The organism is Staphylococcus sp. 191 (assembly GCF_011174885.1).
Taxonomy (GTDB): domain Bacteria; phylum Bacillota; class Bacilli; order Staphylococcales; family Staphylococcaceae; genus Staphylococcus; species Staphylococcus coagulans.
Genome location: NZ_PNRJ01000013.1, coordinates 35,875 through 61,422, shown reverse-complemented (window position 1 = coordinate 61,422; position 25,548 = coordinate 35,875). Strand labels below are relative to the sequence as shown.

Sequence of the window (25,548 nt, the reverse complement as noted above, 5' to 3'; positions counted from 1 at the left end):
AAGTTAAGCTCTTTAGCGCCGATGGTAGTCGGACTGACGTTCCGCGAGAGTAGGACGTTGCCAAGCAAAAATTAACGCATAATTGGATGCGATGAGCCGCATACATCCCAAAAGATGATTTCTCACCTTTTGGGATGTATTTTTATATGTTATATATTTTTAACGGTTGGTAAAATAATCACTAACCGTTATTTTTTATTTCGAGTATAAAAACAATTAGTCTCTTACTACAATGATTCTACATATATTGCAGCGTTTACCATAAAAATGATAATGATGACACCAACATGGAATCTGTCATGTTACAATATGGGACGTGATCATCAATCGTAGAAGTTGTAATACTTTAGGAAAATCATTAGAAAGTATTTGAAAGTGATTGGATTGTACCGTCTTAAATATCAAATAAGCAAAGTATGCTCGACGATTTTTCTTTTATATATATAGAGGTAAGACGGTAAATATAAGGGAGGGGAGCACCTCGATGATGAACTATTTAAAAAATGTGACCTATATAGATCGTCATAAAATTGATTTTCAACGGGCGTTTCGTCAAGGACTGTTAATGTTTTTACCACTATGTTTTGGGATGATTTTTAATAACTTTTCAGCGACACTCCTTGCGACAATTGGAACGTTTGCCAATATCTATGTCTTTAAGGGGACATTTAATTCCCGATTACGGGCGGTTACTTTTTCGGCTTTAGGCCTGACGGTGGCAATGATGTTAGGGACATTAACTTCAGGCACGCCTTTATTATTTGGAATTTGTCTTTTAATTGTAGCGGTAGTGCCATACTATATTTTCAGTACTCTTAACATTCCCGGTCCTTCATCTACGTTCTTTATTATTGCATATAGCTTATCGAGCGTGATGCCTCATGACCCACAAGCTTTTGCGTTTCGAGGTGCTATGGTAGGAGTAGGGGGTTTAATGGCTCTCTTGTTTGTTTACATTGAGATTAAGCTGAGAAAAGAACAGCCGGAGTATGATGCAGTTGCTCAAGAGTTTAAGCAAATCCAGTCGCTCATTGACCACTTCAATGATCAAGTAAAGTTTAATGACTTAACGAAGACAGTCGTTCGTACTTTAATTTCTACTTCTGAAATACTTCAAACATCGCGCTCACTTCTAAAGAACAAGTCCATTGATTCTCAACGTTTGACGTTATTACATCATGCTGCTGAAGGGATTTACTCAGAGTTATTAGAGCTCAATGCGAAGGGGCATCGGCCTATTCCTGAAATTATATCTGATATGGTGACGTTTGTGATGAACCAAATTTTAGCTCCGTCACATAGCCATCACACTTGGAAAAAACATGTGGATGTCTCACCAGAGTATGAAAATTTAGTGGAATTGATTTTTAAAGTTGATGAAATTTTAACTGCCCCCGATGCTACAATTTCTAAAAATGAGACTATCCAATCGCCTCAGTATTGGAAAAGATTACGTTATAATTTAACGCCAGAGTCAATGAATTTTATCTCTACAGTAAAATATTCAGTCATTATAGGCATTGCCATTTTGATTGCTTTAATTTTTGACTTTGAAAGGGCGTACTGGATTCCATTAAGTGCCCATACGGTTTTACTTGGTGGTACGACGATTGCCAGTGTTGAGCGCGCAGGTGCACGTTGGTTTGGAACGATTGTAGGTGTAGGGATTGCAGTCATGATTTTAATGTTTCATCCGCCCCTTATCATTGCAGTCATTTTACTCTGTTTAAGTGGTGCGTTAACTGAGATGTTGATTGGTGCGAATTATGCTCTAGCGATGTTTGCGATTACAGTTCAAGTGATTTTACTGAGTGGTCTTGCTCAAGGTAACTTAACGATTATGATTGCGGTGCCGAGATTATTAGATACAACAGTAGGGATTTTAATCGCTGTGATAGGTGTGATGATTATCGGAAGACGTCTTGCTTCCAAACGCTTGCCCGAAATTATTGCCGATGTGACTCGTATTGAAGCACAAATGTTTCACACTATATTTTCTAGTAAAAGTGAAGAGACATCATACAATCGTTATCGTGAAAGGCTACGGCTAAAACTCAATATCGATAATATGGAAACCATGTATCGTTTTGCTTATGGCGAGTTGCTATCTAATCGAAAGCGGACACAGTATTTATATCCAGCAATGTTTATACTTGAACAGATGAGTTTTAAGTTAATTCAAGCCTTATATGATGATAAGCCTAAATACTTGAATAACGAAGCTATGGGACAGTATTTAGTTGCTTTTGAAAATGTTGCTAAATTATTTGAGCAAGGGCGATACCAAACTCAATTGATAGATCTACCTAAATTAGAGTACTATGCGCAGTTACGTCGCTCATTGATGCAGTTACAAAATATTGAACTTTACGATTATCAAAATCATAGAAATCCAAATTTATTAAAAGATTAGTCTATTTATTTAGTCATATAGAAAAAAGGGATTGCGTGTCTAAAATCAATTTAGTGTACGTGATCCCTTTTTATGATGATTTACTGAAAGCCTTTTGCCAATAGAGGCCTATCTTACATTGATTTGATTATCAGAGATCTGTCAGTGGTTGATAGCATTGAGTTCTGTCTTAGTCTGCATTAAAACTAGCAATGAGTTGTTGTGTGTGTGCTTCAATTTTATCCATAGGAATCCCACCAAATCCCAATACAAAACGAGGGGGCCCTTTTACTTTGTCGAATGAATAATCAGAAAGGGGATGGATATCGATATCATTTGCTTTAAGCTGACGGATACATGTTGCTTTATCCCAACCATTTTGGATGGTAATAATAAAATGCATACCTGTTTTTTCACCGTTGATAGTGAATAATTCGGGGTACTGTTTTAAAGCGTTTAAAACTTTATCTCGCTTTTGTCTGTAAATTTTTCGCATCCGATTTAAATGACGCTCAAATTGATTGGTCTGCATAAAACGTGTGACCATAAATTGTGTATGTCTCGGAACAGTCCCTCCTTCAAGATTTTGAAGTGCATGATAACGTTGAAGTAATGCTTCAGGTAAAACTGCGTAGGCGATACGAATGGATGGTGAAATAGATTTTGAGAAAGTACTCACATAAATGACACGTCCTGATTGATCGAGACCTTGAAGTGCGGGAATGGGCTTACCTTCATATCGAAATTCTGAATCGTAGTCATCTTCAATAATAAATCGATCTTTGCTTTGATGTGCCCATTTTAGGAGTTGCATCCGTTTATTCAAACGCATCGTTACCCCACTCGGAAATTGATGACTCGGTGTAATGTATACGATGTTATCTTCAGTTTGGTTTATTGTTTCAATTGCAATCCCATCTTTTTCTACTGGAATAAAGCGAAAAGGAATATGCTTTCGCTTTAGTAATTGATGGACTTGAGGATAAATAGGGTCTTCTAACATGAATTGGCTATGGGATGGTAATAGATCTGTAATGATAGACAACAATTGTTCAGTTGAAGAAGCGACAATCACTTGTTCGGGTGTCGCTTGTACCCCGCGGCTATGAAATAAATACTGACTAATTTGTTGTCTTAATGCATAGTCACCTTGTCTATGACCTATCTCAACTAGCGGATATTGAGGTTCCTCAAATGCTTCTTTCGCATATTTACGAAATTGCTCAAAAGGAAAATGAGTTTGATCCACCATCCCTAATTTGAATGCATATTGAGGGTTATGTTCTGATGTTAAGGAACGTTGTGGTGATGGTGCAGGGTTTTCGTTAATAAAGGGGAGCGTCTCAATCGCACTAATATAAAACCCAGATTTAGGTTTGCTATAAATATAGCCCTCATCTATAAGTTGTGCATACGCATTCTCAACAGTCGTTTGGCTTACAGATAAGTACTGACTGAGTTGTCTTTTTGAAGGCAATTTTTCACCCTCTTGCATACTCCCATTAATTATACTTTTTTTAATATTTTCATATAGTTGAATGTAGATAGGTGAATTTTGTGACTGCTGGATATCGAACATTAACATTTCCATCTTATTACTCCAATCTGACCCGCTTATTTTTTGTTATTCTGACACTTTAACCAGTTCAGTTATTAGTATAATCTACTTGTGAACGTATGAAAAGGAGGACAATCACCTATGTCAAAATTAATCGGATCAGAGCGTGTTAAACGCGGTATGGCAGAAATGCAAAAAGGTGGCGTTATCATGGACGTGGTTAACGCTGAACAAGCAAAAATTGCGGAAGAAGCTGGTGCTGTTGCAGTCATGGCACTTGAGCGTGTACCATCAGATATTCGTGCTGCTGGTGGTGTCGCACGTGCTTGTAATCCTTCTATAGTAGAAGAAGTAATGAATGCGGTATCTGTTCCAGTCATGGCTAAATGTCGTATTGGCCATATTACAGAAGCAAGGGTTTTAGAAGCAATGGGTGTGGACTACATTGATGAATCAGAAGTATTAACACCTGCTGATGAAGTCTTCCACTTAAAGAAAAGTGATTATACCGTACCATTTGTATGTGGATGCCGAAACTTAGGAGAAGCTGCACGTCGTATTGGCGAAGGTGCTGCGATGCTTCGAACTAAAGGCGAACCAGGTACAGGAAATATCGTTGAAGCGGTACGTCATATGCGCCAAGTTAATCAAGAAGTGGCGCGTATCACAGTGATGAGTGATGACGAATTAATGACTGAAGCGAAAAACTTAGGTGCACCTTATGAAATCTTAAAAGATATTAAAGCACATGGTCGCTTACCGGTTGTAAACTTTGCAGCTGGTGGTGTCGCAACACCTCAAGACGCCGCATTAATGATGGAATTAGGTGCAGATGGTGTATTCGTTGGTTCAGGTATCTTTAAATCAGAAGATCCAGAAACTTTTGCTAAAGCTATTGTACAAGCGACAACACATTATCAAGACTACAAACTCATTGGCGAGTTAGCTAAAAAATTAGGTACTGCAATGAAAGGATTAGATATTAATCAACTTTCATTAGAAGAACGTATGCAAGAGCGTGGTTGGTAAAATGAAAATCGGAGTACTTGCATTACAAGGTGCTGTTCGTGAGCACATTCGACATATTGAAGCTACGGGGCATGAAGGTGTGCCAATTAAAAAAGTAGCACAATTAGAAGAAATAGAAGGGTTAATTATCCCTGGTGGTGAGTCAACAACGTTACGTCGCTTAATGGGACTTTATGGTTTTAAAGAAGCATTACGCGAATCACAATTGCCAATGTTTGGCACTTGTGCAGGCTTGATTGTGCTTGCGCAAGATATCGTTGACGAAGAAGGCTATTTACAAAAATTGGATATTACTGTAGAACGCAATTCATTTGGTCGTCAAATTGACAGTTTTGAATCAGAGCTTCAAATTAAAGGGATAAATCAACCTGTAGAGGGTGTCTTTATTAGAGCGCCTCATATCCAATCTGCAGCGCCACATGTAGAGATTTTAGGTCGAGTTGAAGATAAGATTATCGCAGTTCGTCAAAATCAATACTTAGGAATCTCATTTCATCCAGAATTAACAGATGATTACAGTATGACACAGTATTTTATAGAACAGGTTATCCCGAACAGCACATCGCAAAGAACCGCAGCTGAATGATAGTTGTCCTTATCCAATCTCATGGTTATGCATCAAGTGATAATCTAGGATGATAAGGACATCAAATATCAAAGCGATTGAGCTGGAAATCAATCCCAAAATAAATAGCGCTAAGATGATTTTCTATTAATAAATCATCTTAGCGCTTCTTTTTATAAAAAATTCGATTTCAATTATAAGAAGAAACCTGCGATTGTTGCAGACACAAATGATACTAATGTAGCACCAAATAATAATTTAAGTCCAAAGCGTGCAACCATGTCACCTTTTTCATCATTTAAAGATTTAATGGCTCCGGAAATAATACCGATCGAACTGAAATTCGCAAAAGATACTAAGAATACAGAGACAACACCTAGTGTACGAGGTGAAAGCCCGTTTGCTTTTCCTAATTCAGTCATTGCTACAAATTCATTAGATAGAAGCTTTGTAGCCATAATTGAACCTGCATGAACTGCATCATGCCAAGGAATACCTGTTAAAAATGCTAATGGTGCGAAAATGAAACCAATCAATGTTTGGAAATTCCAATCCAATTGACCACCAGAAACTAAACTGATAATACCGCCTACGATACCATTGAGTAATGAGATTAAAGCGATATAACCGATTAACATCGCACCTACAATAACAGCAACTTTAAATCCATCTAAGATATATTCGCCCAACATTTCAAAGAAAGATTGTTGCTTTTTCTCTTCTTCAATCAATAATTTGTCGTCTTCTTCGTTGACTTTATATGGATTAATAATAGAGGCAATAATGAAACCACCGAATAAGTTTAATACCACTGCGGTTACAACATATTTAGGTTCAACAAGTGTAAAGTAGGCACCGACAATTGATGCTGATACTGTAGACATTGCTGAAGCGGTTAATGTATATAAGCGATGTTTAGGAATATAAGGAAGTTGTTTTTTTAATGAAATGAACACTTCGGATTGTCCTAAAATAGCAGAAGCTACCGCATTATATGATTCTAAACGACCCATACCGTTAATTTTAGAAATTAAAAATCCAAGAACGTTAATAATTAATGGTAAGATTTTTGTGTATTGCAAAATACCAATCAACGCGGAAATAAAAATAATTGGCAGTAATACATTAAAGAAGAAAGGCGATGCGCCTTTGTTGGCTAAACCACCAAATACAAAATCGACACCGACTGCAGCTTGTTTTAATAAATAACCAAACCCAGTAGCAATACCGCCGACAATTTGAATCCCAATATTTGTTTTAAGTAAGAAAAATGCTAAAACAAGTTGGATAACAAGCATGATGCCAATATATTGCCAACGAACGTGCTTTTTATCAGAACTTGCTAAAAAAGCTAGGGCTAAAAATACAACAATCCCAACAACCCCAATTAAAATATGCATGTGAGTTCCACCTCTGCTTTTCAAAATTAAATTTCACTAGAACTATCATACACCAAAAATGTAAGCAGTAACATAGCAATTTTATAAATTTAAAATCAAATTGGTTGAAAAAGGTCAAAGTGGGTTCTATAATATAGTCAAAGATGGTCAAAAGAGGTGATACGATGCACAATATGTCTGACATCATAGAACAGTACATTAAAAAGTTATTTGAAGAAGCACAAGATGACGTTGTTGAAATTCAACGCGCAAACATTGCACAGCGTTTTGATTGCGTACCATCTCAGTTGAATTATGTCATCAAAACACGATTCACGAATGAACATGGTTATGAAATAGAAAGTAAACGTGGTGGCGGCGGGTATATTCGAATCACAAAAGTTGAAACAAAAGATCAAGGGAATTATATTAAACGTCTGATGGAATTAATTGGACCTGCCATTTCTCAGCAACAAGCGCTTTATATCATAGATGGTTTGTTGGAAAACAACTTGATTACTGAAAGAGAAGCCAAAATGATTGCAGCGATTGTAGATAGGGAAACATTGAAAATGGATGTGGCCGCAAGAGATATTATCCGGGCAAATATTTTGAAACGCCTACTACCGGTTATTAACTATTATTAAAGGATGATGTGCTATGAATACCGATAAATACAAACTTGAACGACATCAAGCGACAATCCCTTACCGTCAGCAAGTCAAATTGTCACAGCAACCTATCTATGGACAGTCTGACGATGATTGGCAAGAAGCAGAGGATGTTGAAGGGACTTTTGTCATCAAACAAATTTTACAACATTTGGCAGCTAAACACGGCTTGAGTGTCGATCAAGTGGTTTATCGAGAAGAAAAGCGCTGTCCAACTTGTCAAATGACATTAAAAGATATTGCGCATGTCGGCAAGTTCGGCTGTCATGATTGTTATCAAACTTTCAAAGAAGATGTTTATGACATTGTGAGACGTGTCCAAGGTGGTCATATTGAACATTCTGGAAAATGTCCACAGTCGTCACAACAAAAACGGGCATTGAAAAAACAACTTGAAGAAAAACGTGCACATCTTGAATCACTTGTTTCAAAACAAGCTTTTGAAGAAGCGGCGATTGTACGAGATGAAATTCAAGCACTCCAACAACAAAGTGAGGTGTCCAAATCTGATGACGAATAATCTTGATCAGCACATGAGTGATTGGATGCAAGAAGTTCAATCACAACCTGTGATTATGTCTTCACGTATTCGGTTAGCGCGTAATCTTGAAAATCATGTACATCCTTTGATGTTCCCGTCTGAAGAGGAAGGACATCGTGTGATTAATGAAGTTCAAGATGTTTTAAAGGATATGAAAGTTTTAAGATTAGATGAATTAGATCAACAAAGTAAATATAAGTTAGTGGCTAAGCATTTAATTAGCCCAGAGCTGACAAAGCAACCCGCATCTGCTGTATTGTTGAACGAAGATGAATCTATTAGTGTAATGGTAAATGAAGAGGACCATATACGTATTCAAGCAATGGGCAACGATTTATCATTAGATACGCTTTATCAAAAAGCTTCTAAAATAGATGACGTCTTAGATGCTTCACTCGATATCAGTTATGATGAACAACTGGGTTATTTGACAACTTGTCCGACGAATGTTGGCACAGGTATGCGTGCGAGTGTGATGTTGCACTTGCCAGGGTTGTCTATTATGAAGCGAATGAATCGTATTGCACAAACGATTAACCGATTTGGTTTTACGATTAGAGGCATTTACGGTGAAGGTTCGCAAGTTTATGGACATGTTTATCAAGTTTCAAATCAATTAACACTTGGTAAAAGTGAACAAGAAATTATTGATGCATTAACAGAATTAGTTCATCAAATTATTAATGAAGAACTCGCATTACGAGATCGTTTAAATCAACACAATCATACTGAGACACTTGATAGAATCTATCGTTCATTGGGTATATTAAAATATAGTCGTTTAATTTCGGTAGAGGAAGCATCATATCGTTTAAGTGATATTAAATTAGGTGTTGATTTGGGCATTTTAGAAATGGAAGACTTTCGATTTAATGAATTAATGATTGCGATTCAATCGCCATTTTTAATTGATGATGCAGAAGAACAATCCATTGAAGCCAAAAGAGCAGAAATTTTAAGAACGCATATATAAAACTAGGAGGTTGGCATATGTTATTTGGAAGATTAACAGAACGTGCGCAGCGTGTTTTAGCACATGCACAAGAAGAGGCAATTCGCTTAAATCACTCTAATATTGGAACAGAGCACTTACTACTAGGTTTAATGAAAGAACCAGAAGGTATTGCGGCAAAAGTATTAGAAAGTTTTGATATTACAGAAGATAAAGTTGTTGCAGAAGTAGAAAAATTGATTGGACATGGTCAAGAACAAATGGGCGCGTTACACTATACACCACGTGCTAAAAAGGTCATTGAACTTTCAATGGATGAAGCACGTAAATTACAGCACAACTTTGTAGGAACAGAGCACATTTTACTTGGCTTAATCCGTGAAAACGAAGGTGTAGCTGCACGTGTATTTGCAAACTTAGATTTAAATATTACTAAAGCACGTGCACAAGTTGTTAAAGCGTTAGGTAGCCCAGAAATGTCTAATAAAGGTGCACAAGCAGCTAAATCAAACAACACACCAACTTTAGATGGATTAGCAAGAGATTTAACAGTTATTGCTAAAGACGGTACGTTAGATCCAGTGGTAGGCCGAAATGCTGAAATTACACGTGTGATTGAAGTGTTAAGTCGACGTACAAAAAACAATCCTGTTCTTATCGGTGAACCTGGGGTAGGTAAAACTGCTATTGCGGAAGGTCTTGCTCAAGCAATCGTCAACAATGAAGTTCCAGAAACATTAAAAGATAAACGTGTCATGTCTTTAGATATGGGAACTGTTGTCGCAGGTACAAAATACCGTGGTGAGTTTGAAGAACGTCTTAAGAAAGTAATGGAAGAAATTCACCAAGCAGGCAATGTCATTTTATTCATTGACGAATTGCATACACTCATTGGTGCGGGTGGTGCAGAAGGTGCAATTGACGCCTCAAATATTTTAAAACCTGCCCTTGCACGTGGTGAACTACAATGTATTGGTGCCACAACATTAGATGAGTACCGTAAACACATCGAAAAAGATGCTGCACTTGAACGACGTTTCCAACCAGTACAAGTAGATGAACCAAGTGTTACGGATACAATTGAAATTTTAAAAGGCTTACGTGATCGTTATGAAGCACACCACAGAATTAACATTTCCGACGAAGCGATTGAAGCTGCTGCAAAATTAAGTAATCGTTATGTACAAGATCGTTTCTTACCAGATAAAGCGATTGATTTAATTGATGAAGCTAGTTCAAAAGTACGCTTAAAAAGCCATACAACACCAACAAGCTTAAAAGAGATTGAAGTACAAATTGAACAGGTGAAAAAAGAAAAAGATGCTGCAGTCCACGCACAAGAATTCGAAAATGCTGCAAATCTAAGAGATAAGCAAACAAAATTAGAAACGCAGTACGAAGAAGCTAAAAATGAATGGAAAAATAACCAAGGTGGCCAACACACAACACTTGTCCCTGAAGATATTGCAGAAGTTATTGCGGGTTGGACAGGTATTCCACTAACACGTTTGAACGAAACAGAATCAGATCGATTACTCAACTTGGAAGAAACATTACACCAACGTGTAATTGGTCAAGATGATGCAGTTGCTGCTATTTCTAAAGCCGTTCGTCGTGCGCGTGCAGGCTTAAAAGATCCTAAACGTCCAATTGGTAGCTTTATTTTCCTAGGACCAACAGGTGTAGGTAAAACAGAACTTGCGCGTGCATTAGCGCAATCTATGTTTGGTGAAGAAGATGCGATGATTCGCGTTGACATGAGTGAGTTTATGGAAAAACATGCAGTGAGTCGTTTGGTTGGTGCCCCTCCTGGATATGTAGGTCACGATGACGGAGGTCAATTAACTGAAAAAGTACGTCGTAAACCATACTCAGTTATTTTATTTGATGAAATTGAAAAAGCGCACCCAGATGTATTTAACATCTTATTACAAGTGTTAGACGATGGTCACTTGACTGACACGAAAGGTCGCCGAGTAGATTTCAGAAATACAGTCATTATTATGACTTCTAACGTCGGTGCACAAGAATTGCAAGACCAACGATTTGCAGGCTTTGGTGGCAATTCAGAAGGTAACGACTACGAAACAATTCGAAAAACAATGATGAAAGAATTGAAAAATGCGTTCCGTCCAGAGTTCTTAAACCGTGTTGACGACATCATTGTATTCCACAAACTTAATAAAGAAGAATTGAAAGAAATCGTAACAATGATGGTAGGTAAATTAACAGATCGCTTATCTGAACAAAACATTCATGTGAGTGTTACAGATGCAGCGAAAGATAAAATTGCCGCTGAAGGTTATGATCCAGAATATGGTGCACGTCCATTAATTCGCGCAATTCAAAAAACAGTTGAAGATAACTTAAGTGAGTTAATCTTAGAAGGTAAAGAATTAGAAGGTAAAAACGTTACTGTTGACTTTGACGGTGAATCTTTCCAATACGACATTTCTGAACGAGAATCAGATCAAGCAACAACATCTGAAGCATCATCGTAAAAATGTCTGAAAAGAACTGACGTATTTAAAGTGATTAAAAAAGAGTGCATAACCATTTGCTTTTGAGTCACATGCTTTTAAGGAGACGATTAAATCTTATGATAAATAAGAGATCGTCTCCTTTTATGTTGTATTTATTAGAGTGATAGATATAAAATAGAAAATCATTAGCATTGTTATCCTTTTGTTAAGTAGCTTTGTTTTTGTTCAAGTTGACCAGTATCCGAATGCTTGCAACAGGCACACAAGTAAAGTTTAGATATGTATTAAAATCGACAATGGATACGGTGTTAATTGCGATGAACATTGAATGATTGCGCTTTATTTCATAGGTTGTAGTGTGAAGTACAACCAGCCTTACGCAAAATTTGTCTTAAATCTTTAACAAGTATAAAATAGATATGTTATCCGAAGAGATGGGGGTGGCCTTGTGGCGAAAAAGAAAGTGATATTTGAATGTACAGCTTGTGGTTATCAATCTCCAAAATGGATGGGCAAATGCCCAAATTGTGGTGCATGGAATACAATGGAAGAGTCGATAGAACAAAAAGTAGCGAGCCCTAAACATGGGGTCAGATCTCAAAAAACGAGTACTTCCAAAATTCAAAAACTAAATGAAATTAAACAAGAACAAGCACCGCGTATCCTAACAAATAGTGATGAGTTTAACCGTGTACTCGGTGGAGGTATCGTAGAAGGATCGTTCGTCCTCATTGGTGGTGACCCAGGTATAGGGAAATCAACGCTGTTATTACAAATGTGTGCAGCACTCTCCCAAAGTAAAAATGTATTATATATTACAGGTGAGGAGTCACTTAATCAAACAAAGTTAAGGGCGGATCGACTTGACGAAGATGCGAGTCAATTGAATGTTTTTGCTGAGACCGACTTAGAAGTGATTCATGAAGCAGTGAAGAAAATTGAACCGGAGCTTATTGTAGTGGACTCAATTCAAACGATTTATCATCCAGAGATTAGTTCGGCTCCAGGATCCGTGTCACAAGTTCGTGAAAGTACACAAAGCTTAATGCATATTGCAAAACAAATGAATATTGCTACTTTCATTGTAGGACATGTGACAAAAGAAGGCCAAATTGCTGGACCGCGTTTGTTAGAACACATGGTGGATACGGTGTTGTATTTCGAAGGCGATGAACATCATGCTTATCGTATTTTAAGAGCTGTTAAAAACCGTTTTGGTTCTACGAATGAAATGGGCATATTCGAAATGAAACAATCCGGATTGAAAAGTGTATTGAACCCATCAGAGATGTTTTTAGAAGAGCGTTCTACCAATGTACCTGGCTCAACGATCGTTGCGACGATGGAAGGGACACGTCCATTACTTATTGAAGTACAAGCACTCGTTACGCCGACGACATTCAATAATCCTAGACGAATGGCTACAGGTATTGATCATAATCGCTTGAGTTTATTAATGGCAGTGTTAGAGAAAAAAGAAGGCTATTTATTACAACAACAAGACGCCTATATTAAAGTAGCAGGAGGCGTGAAGTTGTCTGAGCCAGCAGTGGACTTAAGTATTATTATCGCAACAGCATCAAGTTTTAAAGACCAAGCTGTCGATGGATTAGATTGTTTTATTGGAGAAGTTGGATTAACAGGGGAAGTACGACGCGTTTCCCGTATCGAACAACGGGTACAAGAAGCGGCAAAACTCGGTTTTAAACGTGTGATCTTACCTAAAACAAATATAGGGGGATGGCAATTCCCGCAAGGTATTGAAGTGATTGGTGTTTCTACTGTAAATGAAGCATTAAAATATGCCATAAAAAAATAGAAAGGAGGGAGGAAAAATGGATTTTGTCAAACTGCTCGTTATCCTATCGTACATTGTTATCGGGAGTGTCTTAGGCATTGTATTGATTCCTGAGATTGTTGTAGACTTTGAAGTCAGTCATCCACCGATGATAGAAAATAGCTATTTTGCAGCGTTTATGGGTACAGTTTTGATGTTTTTATTATTTGGTTGGTTTATTCCACGTATTGCATATGCTATTAAAGACTTAGAGCAATTTGTGTTAGGATACAGTGCGATTGAAATTATATTTGCGACAATTGGTCTGTTTATGGGCTTGCTCATTTCTGTTATGATTTCTTTTATTTTAGAATTTATTGGGACAGACTTTATTAATCGTATTATCCCGATTATTTTAACTTTAATTTTAAGTTATTTAGGTTTCCAATTCGGTCTTAAAAAACGAGATGAAATGTTGCTGTTTTTACCGGAAAACATGGCACGTTCGATGGCAATTAGCGCGCGTAACGCTGTACCGAAAATTATTGATACGAGCGCAATTATAGATGGTAGAATATTAAAAATTATGGAAGCGGGCTTTATAGATGGTGAGATTTTAATTCCGCAAGGTGTGATTAACGAGTTGCAAGTTGTGGCTGATGCTAATGATAGTATTAAACGTGACAAAGGGCGTCGTGGCTTAGAGATTCTTAATGCGATTCATATGTCAAAACATCCGACACGTATTGTTCATCCACAGCGAAGTCACCATGATATTGATGATTTACTCGTAAGATTGGCGCAACATTATCGTGCTCACGTGATTACAACGGATTATAATTTAAACAAAGTTTGTAGTATTCAAGGCATTAAAGTGTTGAATGTTAATGATTTATCAGACGCAATTCGTCCAGAAGTGCATCAAGGAGACCGATTTGACCTTATGATAACTAAAGTAGGTAAAGAACCGGGTCAAGGTGTAGGTTATTTTGATGACGGAACGATGGTCGTGGTCGACGATGCGAAGCAATATATTAATCAAACGATTCCTTTGGAAGTGATTAGTATGTTACAGACAGCTTCTGGGCGCATCATATTTGCAAAAAAGGTGGAGGAATAAATGACAAATTATCATGTGATCATACCGGCAGCAGGTACCGGAAATCGAATGGGACGTGCTTATAATAAATTATTGATTCGTGTTGCAGGACGTACAATTTTAGAACATACGATAGACGTATTTCAAAAAGATGATCAATGTGAAAGCATTTATTTAGCCATCCATCCAAGAGACCGTGAGCGATTACAAAATATTTTAGCGCCTTATAATAAAATTAAAGGCTTAATTGAAGGCGGGAAAGAACGCCAAGAAAGCATTCATAAAGTTATCCAACATATGAATGTGGCTGAAGATGAAGTTGTACTCGTCCATGATGGCGCGAGACCTTTTATTACACACCAAACCATTAAAGAGGTTACTTTAGCAATCGAAGCATATGGCGCGGCTATTGTAGGTGTTAAAGCGAAAGACACGATTAAATTGGTTCAAAATCAGTTTGTGTCACAAACTTTAGACCGTTCCGCTTTATGGCAAGTTCAAACACCACAGGGTTCTAAATTTCAGCATTTAAAAACAGCCTATGATGATGCGGTGACTAAAAAAATCAATGGCACTGATGACGCCTCGCTTTTAGAAGCTTCTGGCCAGCCGATTTATATGGTTGAAGGTGACTATGATAATATTAAAGTAACGACAGAAGAAGACCTTACATATGCGGAAGCAATATTTGATAAAAGGAGAAAAGAAAATCATGTATAGAGTTGGATTAGGTTATGACGTTCATGCTTTTGACGAAACGCGCCCATTAATTATCGGTGGTATTGAAGTGCCGCATACACACGGGTTAAAAGGCCACAGCGATGCCGATGTTTTACTTCATGCTATCACTGACGCTATGTTAGGTGCATGTGCACTAGGAGATATTGGAAAATTATTCCCTGACACAGACCCACAGTTCAAAGATGCAGATTCTAAAAAGTTGTTAGTCGCTGCATATGAACAAGTTAAAGATGAAGGCTATATTATTAATAATATTGACGCAACCATCATTGCTGAGCGCCCTAAATTCCGCCCTTATATTGATGAAATGCGTGCTGTCATTGCTGATTTGTTTGAAGTCGCAATACAACAAGTCAATGTAAAAGCAACGACAAGTGAAAAGTTAGGTTTTACAGGTCGTCAAGAAGGTATCGCAGCACAAGCAATCGTATCTTTAACAACGCAAGCATAGTTGAAAGTAACATATACACAATATCATATGACATGTTATAATTAAAAAATTGAAGAACAAAACAGGAGTGAACGAAATGAGTAACCGAGTAAGAGTCAGATATGCACCAAGCCCAACAGGTTATTTGCATATCGGTAACGCACGTACTGCATTATTTAACTATTTATTCGCGAAACACTATGATGGAGACTTTGTGATTCGTATTGAAGACACGGATACTAAGCGTAACCTTGCCGATGGTGAAGCTTCACAATTTGAAAATTTAAAATGGTTAGGTTTAGATTGGGATGAATCTGTGGATCAAGATAAAGGTTATGGTCCATATCGTCAATCTGAACGTGGTCACATTTATCAACCTCTTGTGGATCAATTGTTAGCTGAAGACAAAGCGTACAAATGTTACATGACGGAAGAAGAATTAGAAGCAGAGCGTCAAGCACAAATCGAACGCGGTGAGATGCCACGTTATGGTGGTAAACATGCCCATCTAACAGAAGAAGAAAGACAGCAATTTGAAGCAGAGGGACGTAAGCCTGCTATTCGTTTACGTGTACCACAAAATAAAACATATCAGTTCGATGACATGGTGAAAGGGACAGTTTCTTTTGAATCTGATAACTTCGGCGACTGGGTAATTGTGAAAAAAGATGGTATTCCAACATACAACTTTGCAGTTGCTGTAGATGATCACTATATGGAAATTACAGATGTGATTCGTGGCGATGACCATATTTCTAACACACCGAAACAATTAATGATTTATGAAACATTTGGTTGGGAACCGCCTCGTTTTGCACATATGACATTAATCGTGAATGAGCAACGCAAAAAGTTAAGCAAACGTGACGGTCAAATTTTACAGTTTATTGAGCAATATAAAGAATTAGGTTATTTACCAGAAGCATTATTTAACTTTATCGCATTATTAGGATGGTCTCCTGAAGGTGAAGAAGAAATCTTTTCTAAAGAACAATTGATCGATATCTTTACTGAAAAGCGTCTATCAAAATCACCTGCATTTTTCGATAAACAAAAATTGGCTTGGATTAACAACCAATACATGAAAGAAAAAGATTCGGAAACAGTTTTTGAGATGACATTACCGCATATGATTAAAGCTGGTTTGATACCTGAATCACCATCAGAAGCTGAATTAGACTGGGGACGTAAGCTCGTGGCACTTTATCAAGAACAAATGAGCTATGCTGGAGAAATTGTACCTTTATCAGAGCTATTTTTCCGAGACGAAAAAGAATTAGACGAAGCTTCACAAGAAGTGTTGAATGGTGAACAAGTTCCTGAATTAATGAATGCACTATATGGTAAATTAGAAGCGTTAGAGCCATTTGAAGCTGCTGAAATTAAAAAGAAAATTAAAGAAGTCCAAAAAGAAACTGGCATTAAAGGTAAACAACTCTTCATGCCAATTCGTGTTGCGGTAACTGGACAAATGCATGGACCAGAATTGCCGAATACAATGGAAGTGCTTGGCAAAACAAAAGTACTTCGTCGAATTAATCAATTATTGTAATGACTGGCTTAATTCTAAAATGAGGCTTAAAGAGCGATTTAGATTGTTTTCAAGCCGTTTCCAAATTTATAACTTGATATCACATTCAAAATCCACTACCATAAAGGTGAATTTTGATTTGAATAAAGGATTAGTAGGCAAATTGCGTGTTTTAGAGAGTGTACGGTTGCTGCAAGTACATCACAAAATTTGTTGAATGCACCTTTATTAAGAAGAATTAAATAATTAATGAGTGAGTAGGTCAAAGAGAATTGAATGATTCTCGTCGATATACTAATTGAGAGTGGAACCGTGCTTAAGCACCTCTGACATAATTTATGTCAGAGGTGTTTTTTATACTAAGGAATAAGAATAACCATTTTAGGAGGGAATACAGTGATCAAACGAATGATGGATGATGTAAAAATGGTCTTTGAACAAGACCCAGCAGCGCGTTCAACTTTTGAAGTGATTACAACATACGCGGGCTTGCATGCCGTGTGGAGTCATCTTATTGCACATCGTTTATATAATAAAAAACGCTTCACATTAGCGCGTGTCATATCTCAAGTTTCTCGCTTTTTTACAGGTATAGAAATCCATCCAGGCGCTAAAATTGGACGTCGTCTTTTTATCGATCATGGCATGGGTGTCGTTATCGGAGAGACATGTACAATAGGTGATAACGTAACGATTTACCAAGGTGTGACTTTAGGAGGGACTGGGAAAGAAAAAGGTAAAAGACACCCTGATATCGGAGACAATGTCTTGATTGCAGCAGGGGCTAAAGTATTAGGAAATATTAAAGTAGACTCGAATGTCAACATCGGTGCCAACTCTGTTGTATTAAGAAATGTGCCTAGTTATACAACTGTTGTAGGCATTCCTGGTCGTGTGGTAAAACAAGACGGCATTCGCACCGGTAAAACGTTTGATCATCTCAATTTGCCTGACCCTATTTATGAACAACTCAAGCAGCTTGAGCGACAACTTGAACAAACTAAAAATGGAGAGATTAAAGATGATTACATTATATAATACACTAACGCGTCAGAAAGAAACTTTTAAACCGATTGAACCTGGGAGAGTCAAAATGTACGTTTGCGGGCCGACTGTTTACAATTACATTCATATTGGAAATGCACGTCCAGCTATTAATTATGATGTTGTCAGACGCTATTTCGAATATAAAGGTTATGAAGTGAATTATGTATCAAATTTCACAGATGTCGATGACAAACTTATTAAACGCTCTCAAGAACTCGGGAAAACAGTACCTGAAATTGCAGATCGTTATATAAAAGCATTCCACGAAGATACGGGCGCATTAAATGTCAAACCCGCAACATGCAACCCACGCGTTATGGAGCATATGGATGATATTATCCAATTTATTCAAAATTTAATAGATGAAGGCTATGCTTACGAAAGTGGCGGAGATGTATACTTCAGAACGCGCAAATTTGATGGTTATGGAAAGTTAAGTCATCAATCTATCGATGATTTGAAAATTGGTGCTCGGATTGAACAAGGTGAACAAAAAGAAGAAGCTTTAGACTTCACTTTGTGGAAAAAAGCAAAACCGGGTGAAATCAGTTGGGAAAGTCCGTTTGGTACAGGACGTCCGGGTTGGCATATCGAATGCTCAGTTATGGCCTATGAAAAACTAGGCGCAACGATTGATATCCACGCTGGTGGCAGTGATTTACAATTCCCTCATCATGAAAATGAAATTGCACAATCAGAAGCGCATAATCATGCACCATTTGCAAACTATTGGATGCATAACGGCTTTATTAATATCGACAACGAAAAAATGAGTAAATCATTAGGTAACTTTATTTTAGTTCACGATATTATTAAAGAGGTCGATCCAGATGTATTGCGTTTCTTTATGATCAGCGTACATTATAGAAGTCCAATTAACTATAACATCGAGCGTGTAGAAGCGGCACGTAGTGGTCTTGAGCGTATTCGTAACAGTTATCAAGCCCTTATTGAACGAGAAGCGGTTGCTACAGATCTTGTAGACGATACGAATTATTTAGAACAAATTGAACAAGTACTTGAGCAATTTGAAAAAGTGATGGACGATGATTTTAATACAGCGAATGCCATTACAGCGTGGTATGATTTAGTTAAGCTTACAAATAAATACATGTTAGAAGATAATACGTCGACACAAGTGATTCAACGTTTTAAAGAAGTATTCCAAATTTTCAGTGAGGTACTGGGTATTCCACTCACTTCTCAAAAAGATGAGCAACTGCTTGATGAAGAGATTGAAAAATTAATTGAAGAGCGAAATGAAGCTAGAAAAGCTAAAGATTTTGCACGTGCAGACGAAATTCGTGATCAACTAAAAGCACAAAATATTATTCTTGAAGATACACCACAGGGCGTGAGATTTAAACGTGGCTAATGACATCAACAAAAAATTATTAAATCCACTCTCTTTAGCGTATGTGGGCGATGCTGTTTTAGATCAGCACGTCCGTACATATATCATTCTCAAATTACAGAGCAAACCGAACCGCTTGCATCAAGAAGCGAAAAGATTTGTCTCGGCTAAAAGTCAGGCTGCAACACTTGAAGCTTTAATTGAAAACAATTGGTTTACAGAAGAAGAACGAGATATCATTCGACGTGGACGTAATGCTAAAAGTTATACAAAAGCGAAAAACACAGATATTCAAACCTATCGAAAAAGTTCTGGCTTAGAAGCACTGATTGGCTATTTATATTTAGATCAACAAAATGCGAGACTTGAAGCATTATTAACGACAATAGTTGAATATGTAGAAGAAAGGCGTTGAATGAAATGGATTCAGAAATCATTGTTGGCCGTCATGCAGTAAGAGAAGCTGTGACAACAGGACATACCATTAATAAAATACTGATTCAAGAAGGCATTAAAAAGCAACAGATTGAAGATATTTTAAAAGCTGCAAAATCGGCAAAACTTGTTGTACAAACCGTTCCAAAATCAAAATTAGACCAAATTGCGAGCGCACCTCATCAAGGCGTAGCAGCTTATGTTGCTCCTTACGAATATGAGACATTGGATCATTTCTTAAAGCAACAAGCTGAAAAAGAGACACTTTCTACAGTATTGATCTTAGATGGCTTAGAAGATCCGCATAATTTAGGGTCGATATTGAGAACAGCAGATGCAACAGGTGTGGATGGGATTATTATTCCGAAAAGACGCTCTGTTGCATTGACACAAACAGTAGCTAAAGCGTCTACTGGAGCGATTCAACATGTCCCGGTTATTAGAGTCACGAATCTATCTCAAACGATGGATGAATTGAAAGATAAAGGCTATTGGATAGCGGGCACAGAAGCAAATCATGCGACAGATTATAGACAAATGCAAGTGGACGTTCCGTTAGCTATTGTTATCGGAAGTGAAGGTCAAGGAATGAGCCGTCGTGTGAAAGAAAAGTGTGATTTTTATATTAAAATTCCTATGGTTGGCCATGTGAATAGTTTGAATGCTTCTGTTGCAGCAAGTTTAATGATGTATGAAGTGTTTAGAAAACGGCGGCCCATTGGCGGTGAAGATTAAAAGATGAAAGACTATTATGTAATCATTGACGGGTACAACATGATAGGTCAGTCTCCAGAATTAAGTCGAGTAGCTAAAGAAAACTTAGAAGAAGCAAGAGAGCAACTACTGATTGAAATCGCAAACTATAATGCGGTCGTAAAAGGGAAAATCGTCTGTGTTTTTGATGCATATGAACAAGGCACGCCTCAGTCAGAATCTGTCTATCATGGTGTGCATGTTATTTTTACGAAAGAAAATGAAACGGCAGATAGTTTTATTGAGCGTTATGTTTACAACATTTACAACAAACATACAACGCATATCACAGTTGTAACAAGTGATATGAGTGAACAACATGCTATTTTTGGTACAGGTGCTTATCGTTTATCTTCAAGAGAAATGTGGCGACATTTAAAAGAAAATAAAGAGACCGTCACAAAGTCGATGCATCATTTTCATGAGCAGAAGCCGAGAACACGGATTCACTTATCTGAAGAAGTATTGTCTGAATTTGAGAAATTAAGGCGAGGCGAGTCCGAAGAATAAGATTTCGCAAGTTGTCTGAAGCTGTTATGAATAGGTATGATAAAGCATATTTTTCGAAGGCGAGGAAGAACGCATATGCTTTATCAATATCAATATGAATTAGATGATGCTTTTTCAGTAATGGTTGCACAAGTAAAGGCTCGGCAACCAGAGGCAATCGTACAATTAATCACTTACATTGAGCAATATGCACGAAAAAGTTTTAGTGACTTTAGTATCATGCCGGCAGATTGCGAAGATCTTATCCAAGAAGTGTTGCTAGCTATTTTTAAAAAGATACAAAGCGAGAATTTTTATTACGATGTCCCTTTCGAACATTATATTCATCGTGCAATTTATTTACGTAAAATAGACTATCGCCGTAAAAAGATGACGCATGAACGGCTATTCGACAACTATATTGAACGTTATACGACGCAATACCAAGTTATGTTAGTACAACAATATCAAAGTGGGTGTACATCACAACAATTTTGTCATGAAGTATTAAAATTAGCGGATCGTGGATTAAGTCATTTTGAAATGCAGGTGTTGAAATATCTGATTGAGGAATGGAAACCGTCAGAAATTGCATTGGCATTAAAGGCTGAAGATAAAAAAATATATAATGCCATCTATCGAATCCGTAAGAAATTGAAAGTACTTTTGGACGAATAGTGTGGTTTGACAATTGAACATAAACTTATGTATAGTAAACTGGTATTATAGAAGCAAGGTGAAATAAGTTGAAAAAAGTGCCATTAAATTGCGAGGAATGTGGAACCGTAACTACCATGTACCGAAAACGATCAATAAAACTGACCGGCTCGTATTAAAAAAATTCTGTGCAAAATGTAATACACATACATTTCATAAGGAATCTAAGTAAATAGGAGGGATTTTCGTTATGCCAAAAAAAGAAAGCTTTTTCCGAGGCGTTAAATCCGAAATGGAAAAAACAAGCTGGCCAACTGGACCAGAACTTGTAAAATACACAACAATCGTAGTCATGACAGTGCTATTCTTTTTGTTATTCTTCTACGGTTTAGATATTGGAATTGGTCAATTAATTAAAATGATAAAATAGTGAATGAGGAGTTGTCAGCATGTCTGAAGAGTTAGGGGCAAAACGTTGGTATGCAGTACATACCTACTCTGGTTATGAAAATAAAGTGAAAAAGAATTTAGAAAAACGTGTTGAGTCAATGAACATGACAGAACAAATCTTTAGAGTTGTGATTCCTGAAGAAGAAGAGACACAAGTTAAAGATGGAAAAGCTAAAAAGCAAATGAAGAAAACATTTCCTGGTTACGTATTAGTTGAGCTAGTGATGACTGATGAATCATGGTACGTTGTTAGAAATACACCAGGTGTAACTGGATTTGTAGGATCAGCTGGGGCAGGTTCAAAGCCTAACCCATTATTACCAGATGAAGCACGTTTTATTCTTAAGCAAATGGGCATGAAAGAAAAGACAATCGATGTTGAAGTGGATTTAGGTGAACAAGTCCGTATTACTTCTGGGCCGTTTGCAAATCAAGTGGGCGAAATCAGTGAAATTGAAGCGGATAAATTTAAGTTGACTGTATTAGTCGATATGTTTGGACGCGAAACACCAGTTGAAGTTGAATTTGATCAAATAGAAAAACTCTAAACGTGTAAAAAGTTATAAAAAATGAGTTGTATTCAGCGTATGAAAATGTTACAATTACGAAGTCGCGCATTCATAGCGCTACATTTCGTCACGAAATGTTAAGAGTGGGAGGGCAAAATTGAGCCCTGTGACCACATCACGATATCAAGGAGGTGCACATCGTGGCTAAAAAAGTAGAAAAAGTAGTTAAGTTACAAATTCCAGCAGGTAAAGCAAACCCAGCACCACCAGTTGGTCCTGCATTAGGTCAAGCCGGTGTGAACATTATGGCTTTCACAAAGGAATTTAACGCACGTACACAAGAACAAGCAGGTTTAATTATTCCGGTTGAAATTTATGTTTATGAAGATCGTTCATTTACATTTATTACTAAAACACCACCTGCAGCTGTATTACTTAAAAAAGCAGCTGGTATTGAAAAAGGTTCTGGTGAACCAAACAAAACTAAAGTTGCTACAGTAACAAAAGATCAAGTACGTGAAATTGCTAACACTAAAATGCCTGACTTAAATGCTGCAGACGAAGAAGCAGCTATGCGTATCGTTGAAGGTACTGCACGTAGTATGGGTATTATTGTTGAGTAATCACCAACTGATTAACAAATAAGACAATGAGAAGATAAATTTTCGTAAGAACGCAGATAGCCTATGAACAAGAAAGTATTCATTGTGATTCGCACAGATTTGTGCTAGGGACTATCTGCGCTCAACTTGCTTGAAGCAAGTAAATGTGGGAGGACATTCCGATAAAACCACTAAAGGAGGACAAAAAATGGCTAAAAAAGGTAAAAAGTATCAAGAAGCTTTAAACAAAGTTGATCGCCAAGCATTCTATACAGTAGAAGAAGCAATCAGCTTAGCTAAAGAAACATCTATTGCTAACTTCGATGCTTCAGTTGAAGTGGCTTTCCGTTTAGGTATTGATACACGTAAAAATGACCAACAAATCCGTGGTGCAGTTGTATTACCACACGGTACTGGTAAATCTCAACGTGTATTAGTTTTTGCTAAAGGCGACAAAATCGCTGAAGCAGAAGCAGCAGGTGCTGACTATGTTGGAGATGCAGAATATGTAAACAAAATCCAACAAGGTTGGTTTGATTTTGATGTTGTTGTTGCAACACCAGATATGATGGGTGAAGTTGGTAAATTAGGTCGTGTATTAGGACCTAAAGGTTTAATGCCAAACCCTAAAACTGGTACAGTAACAATGGACGTTAAAAAAGCTGTTGAAGAAATCAAAGCGGGTAAAGTTGAATACCGTGCAGAAAAAGCGGGTATCGTACACGCTTCAATCGGTAAAGTTTCATTCGATACAGAAAAATTAGTTGAAAACTTCAAAACTTTACAAGATGTGTTAACAAAAGCTAAACCATCTTCAGCTAAAGGTACTTACTTTAAGTCTGTTGCAGTAACAACTACAATGGGCCCTGGTATCAAAGTCGATACTGCAAGTTTCAAACTTTAAAACGAATCACTTAATGATAAAATCATTAAGTGGCTTGATAAATAGAAAATAATGGTTGACTTATTACACAAAAGCCGTTATATTAATTTTTGTTGAATATTTTACCTAAGACAGTAGGAGTTCTAACTGAACTTAAAAATCATCCTACCGAGGCTAAAATGGACTTGAACGTATGAACTTTCAAGCACTTTTTGCCGTGGGTAAAAAGTGCTTTTTATTTAAGTCTTGGACTTAACTATAAAAAGCACCTAAAACTTATCGATGGAGGTGTCAAAATGTCTGGAATCATTGAAGCGAAAAAACAACAAGTTGACGTCATTACTGATCAACTTAAAAGTTCTGTTTCTACAGTAGTTGTTGACTACCGTGGTTTAACAGTAGCAGAAGTAACAGAATTACGTAAACAATTACGTGAAGCTGGTGTTCAGTACAAAGTATACAAAAACACTATGTTACGTCGTGCAGCAGAACAAGCTGGTATTGAAGGTTTAGACGAGTTCTTAACTGGACCTACAGCAGTAGCATTTACTACTGAAGACGTTGTAGCCCCAGCTAAAGTCATCGCTGGATTCGCTAAAGAACACGAAGCTTTAGAAATCAAGACGGGTATCATGGAAGGTAGTATCATTACTGCTGATGAAGTGAAAACAGTTGGTTCATTACCATCACACGAAGGTCTTGTATCAATGCTTCTTTCTGTATTACAAGCGCCAATGCGCAACTTTGCTTATGCAGTTAAAGCTGTTGGAGAAAACAAAGAAGAAAACGCAGAATAAACGATAAATTAAAACTTAAAAATTGGAGGAATATTAACATGGCTAATCAAGAGCAAATCATTGAAGCAATTAAAGAAATGTCTGTTTTAGAATTAAATGACTTAGTTAAAGCAATCGAAGAAGAATTTGGTGTAACTGCAGCAGCACCAGTTGCAGCAGCAGGTGCAGCTGGCGGAGACGCAGCAGCAGAAAAAACTGAATTTGACGTTGAGTTAACTTCAGCTGGTTCATCTAAAATCAAAGTTGTTAAAGCTGTTAAAGAAGCAACTGGTTTAGGATTAAAAGATGCTAAAGAATTAGTTGACGGTGCTCCAAGCATCATCAAAGAAGCTTTACCAAAAGAAGAAGCTGAAAAACTTAAAGAACAATTAGAAGAAGTTGGCGCTTCAGTAGAATTAAAATAATTCATTGATAAGTGAAAAAC

General features: G+C 37.2%; 26 protein-coding genes, 1 pseudogene and 1 other annotated feature. Of the genes and pseudogenes, 25 read left to right on the top strand and 2 right to left on the bottom strand.

The window, feature by feature from the left end; translation table 11 throughout:
- The first annotated feature begins 484 nt into the window (after window positions 1-484).
- Window positions 485-2,413, top strand: coding sequence for an FUSC family protein (locus C1H58_RS09335; protein WP_165546028.1), 1,929 nt, complete (start codon window positions 485-487; stop codon window positions 2,411-2,413).
- Window positions 2,414-2,582: 169 nt separating this feature from the next.
- Here the strand turns inward: C1H58_RS09335 and pdxR are convergent, their stop codons facing one another.
- Window positions 2,583-3,983, bottom strand: a complete 1,401-nt coding sequence (pdxR, locus tag C1H58_RS09330; RefSeq protein WP_165546027.1) for a MocR-like pyridoxine biosynthesis transcription factor PdxR — start codon at window positions 3,981-3,983, stop codon at window positions 2,583-2,585.
- A 108-nt stretch (window positions 3,984-4,091) separates the two neighbouring features.
- On the opposite strand from pdxR, the gene pdxS reads away from it, so the two are divergent.
- Together pdxS and pdxT are read left to right on the top strand one after the other, a co-directional pair.
- Window positions 4,092-4,979 (top strand): pyridoxal 5'-phosphate synthase lyase subunit PdxS, encoded by an 888-nt coding sequence (pdxS, locus tag C1H58_RS09325; RefSeq protein ID WP_165546026.1) that lies wholly within the window; start codon window positions 4,092-4,094, stop codon window positions 4,977-4,979.
- A 1-nt stretch (window position 4,980) separates the two neighbouring features.
- Window positions 4,981-5,565 carry a pyridoxal 5'-phosphate synthase glutaminase subunit PdxT gene (gene pdxT, locus C1H58_RS09320; RefSeq protein WP_165546025.1) on the top strand — a complete coding sequence of 195 codons (585 nt, stop codon included), beginning with the start codon at window positions 4,981-4,983 and terminating at the stop codon, window positions 5,563-5,565.
- Window positions 5,566-5,738: 173 nt separating this feature from the next.
- Here pdxT and C1H58_RS09315 read toward each other — a convergent pair whose 3' ends face one another.
- The gene (locus C1H58_RS09315; protein WP_050331776.1) at window positions 5,739-6,944 is read right to left on the bottom strand and encodes a NupC/NupG family nucleoside CNT transporter; all 1,206 of its coding nucleotides are present in this window, start codon (window positions 6,942-6,944) and stop codon (window positions 5,739-5,741) included.
- 164 nt (window positions 6,945-7,108) lie between these two features.
- On the opposite strand from C1H58_RS09315, the gene C1H58_RS09310 reads away from it, so the two are divergent.
- From C1H58_RS09310 to rplL, 22 genes and pseudogenes are all read left to right on the top strand, one after another.
- Window positions 7,109-7,570 (top strand): CtsR family transcriptional regulator, encoded by a 462-nt coding sequence (locus tag C1H58_RS09310; protein ID WP_016424279.1) that lies wholly within the window; start codon window positions 7,109-7,111, stop codon window positions 7,568-7,570.
- 13 nt (window positions 7,571-7,583) lie between these two features.
- Window positions 7,584-8,114: a UvrB/UvrC motif-containing protein gene (locus C1H58_RS09305; protein ID WP_165546024.1), complete on the top strand. Its 531-nt coding sequence runs from the start codon at window positions 7,584-7,586 to the stop codon at window positions 8,112-8,114.
- On the top strand, window positions 8,104-9,108 hold the full coding sequence (locus C1H58_RS09300) for a protein arginine kinase (RefSeq protein WP_050346077.1): 1,005 nt from the start codon (window positions 8,104-8,106) through the stop codon (window positions 9,106-9,108). The genes C1H58_RS09305 and C1H58_RS09300 overlap by 11 nt, the downstream gene beginning before the upstream one ends.
- Before the next feature lie 17 nt (window positions 9,109-9,125).
- The gene (locus tag C1H58_RS09295) at window positions 9,126-11,588 is read left to right on the top strand and encodes an ATP-dependent Clp protease ATP-binding subunit (protein WP_050346076.1); all 2,463 of its coding nucleotides are present in this window, start codon (window positions 9,126-9,128) and stop codon (window positions 11,586-11,588) included.
- A 430-nt stretch (window positions 11,589-12,018) separates the two neighbouring features.
- The gene (gene radA, locus C1H58_RS09290) at window positions 12,019-13,389 is read left to right on the top strand and encodes a DNA repair protein RadA (RefSeq protein ID WP_165546023.1); all 1,371 of its coding nucleotides are present in this window, start codon (window positions 12,019-12,021) and stop codon (window positions 13,387-13,389) included.
- Between the two features lie 16 nt (window positions 13,390-13,405).
- Window positions 13,406-14,467, top strand: coding sequence for a PIN/TRAM domain-containing protein (locus C1H58_RS09285; protein WP_016424284.1), 1,062 nt, complete (start codon window positions 13,406-13,408; stop codon window positions 14,465-14,467).
- Window positions 14,468-15,166, top strand: coding sequence for a 2-C-methyl-D-erythritol 4-phosphate cytidylyltransferase (gene ispD / locus C1H58_RS09280; RefSeq protein WP_165546022.1), 699 nt, complete (start codon window positions 14,468-14,470; stop codon window positions 15,164-15,166).
- Window positions 15,159-15,638: a 2-C-methyl-D-erythritol 2,4-cyclodiphosphate synthase gene (gene ispF, locus C1H58_RS09275; protein ID WP_050346074.1), complete on the top strand. Its 480-nt coding sequence runs from the start codon at window positions 15,159-15,161 to the stop codon at window positions 15,636-15,638. The genes ispD and ispF overlap by 8 nt, the downstream gene beginning before the upstream one ends.
- Window positions 15,639-15,714: 76 nt before the next feature.
- Entirely contained in the window at window positions 15,715-17,169 is a 1,455-nt protein-coding gene (gene gltX / locus C1H58_RS09270) for a glutamate--tRNA ligase (RefSeq protein ID WP_050331769.1), read from the top strand.
- A gap of 387 nt (window positions 17,170-17,556) precedes the next feature.
- The gene (gene cysE, locus C1H58_RS09265) at window positions 17,557-18,186 is read left to right on the top strand and encodes a serine O-acetyltransferase (RefSeq protein ID WP_171839470.1); all 630 of its coding nucleotides are present in this window, start codon (window positions 17,557-17,559) and stop codon (window positions 18,184-18,186) included.
- Window positions 18,170-19,570, top strand: a complete 1,401-nt coding sequence (gene cysS / locus C1H58_RS09260; RefSeq protein WP_165546021.1) for a cysteine--tRNA ligase — start codon at window positions 18,170-18,172, stop codon at window positions 19,568-19,570. Before cysE ends, cysS begins: the two co-directional genes overlap by 17 nt.
- Window positions 19,571-19,574: 4 nt before the next feature.
- Window positions 19,575-19,964 carry a Mini-ribonuclease 3 gene (locus C1H58_RS09255; RefSeq protein WP_037559176.1) on the top strand — a complete coding sequence of 130 codons (390 nt, stop codon included), beginning with the start codon at window positions 19,575-19,577 and terminating at the stop codon, window positions 19,962-19,964.
- Between the two features lie 5 nt (window positions 19,965-19,969).
- Entirely contained in the window at window positions 19,970-20,719 is a 750-nt protein-coding gene (rlmB, locus tag C1H58_RS09250) for a 23S rRNA (guanosine(2251)-2'-O)-methyltransferase RlmB (protein WP_165546020.1), read from the top strand.
- A 3-nt stretch (window positions 20,720-20,722) separates the two neighbouring features.
- Window positions 20,723-21,247: an NYN domain-containing protein gene (locus C1H58_RS09245; protein WP_050346070.1), complete on the top strand. Its 525-nt coding sequence runs from the start codon at window positions 20,723-20,725 to the stop codon at window positions 21,245-21,247.
- A 120-nt stretch (window positions 21,248-21,367) separates the two neighbouring features.
- Window positions 21,368-21,904: a sigma-70 family RNA polymerase sigma factor gene (locus C1H58_RS09240; protein ID WP_165546030.1), complete on the top strand. Its 537-nt coding sequence runs from the start codon at window positions 21,368-21,370 to the stop codon at window positions 21,902-21,904.
- 68 nt (window positions 21,905-21,972) lie between these two features.
- Window positions 21,973-22,115, top strand: a pseudogene (rpmG, locus tag C1H58_RS09235) (50S ribosomal protein L33).
- Between the two features lie 18 nt (window positions 22,116-22,133).
- Window positions 22,134-22,313: a preprotein translocase subunit SecE gene (gene secE / locus C1H58_RS09230; protein ID WP_016424294.1), complete on the top strand. Its 180-nt coding sequence runs from the start codon at window positions 22,134-22,136 to the stop codon at window positions 22,311-22,313.
- Between the two features lie 19 nt (window positions 22,314-22,332).
- Window positions 22,333-22,881 carry a transcription termination/antitermination protein NusG gene (gene nusG, locus C1H58_RS09225; RefSeq protein ID WP_016424295.1) on the top strand — a complete coding sequence of 183 codons (549 nt, stop codon included), beginning with the start codon at window positions 22,333-22,335 and terminating at the stop codon, window positions 22,879-22,881.
- 161 nt (window positions 22,882-23,042) lie between these two features.
- Window positions 23,043-23,465 (top strand): 50S ribosomal protein L11, encoded by a 423-nt coding sequence (gene rplK, locus C1H58_RS09220; RefSeq protein ID WP_016424296.1) that lies wholly within the window; start codon window positions 23,043-23,045, stop codon window positions 23,463-23,465.
- Between the two features lie 187 nt (window positions 23,466-23,652).
- Window positions 23,653-24,348 carry a 50S ribosomal protein L1 gene (gene rplA, locus C1H58_RS09215; protein ID WP_050331764.1) on the top strand — a complete coding sequence of 232 codons (696 nt, stop codon included), beginning with the start codon at window positions 23,653-23,655 and terminating at the stop codon, window positions 24,346-24,348.
- An 86-nt stretch (window positions 24,349-24,434) separates the two neighbouring features.
- Window positions 24,435-24,574: a sequence feature (ribosomal protein L10 leader region), on the top strand.
- A 49-nt stretch (window positions 24,575-24,623) separates the two neighbouring features.
- Entirely contained in the window at window positions 24,624-25,124 is a 501-nt protein-coding gene (gene rplJ, locus C1H58_RS09210; protein ID WP_016424298.1) for a 50S ribosomal protein L10, read from the top strand.
- 38 nt (window positions 25,125-25,162) lie between these two features.
- A complete protein-coding gene (rplL, locus tag C1H58_RS09205) occupies window positions 25,163-25,528 on the top strand; it encodes a 50S ribosomal protein L7/L12 (RefSeq protein ID WP_016424299.1) in 366 nt (121 codons plus the stop codon).
- Window positions 25,529-25,548 lie beyond the last annotated feature (20 nt).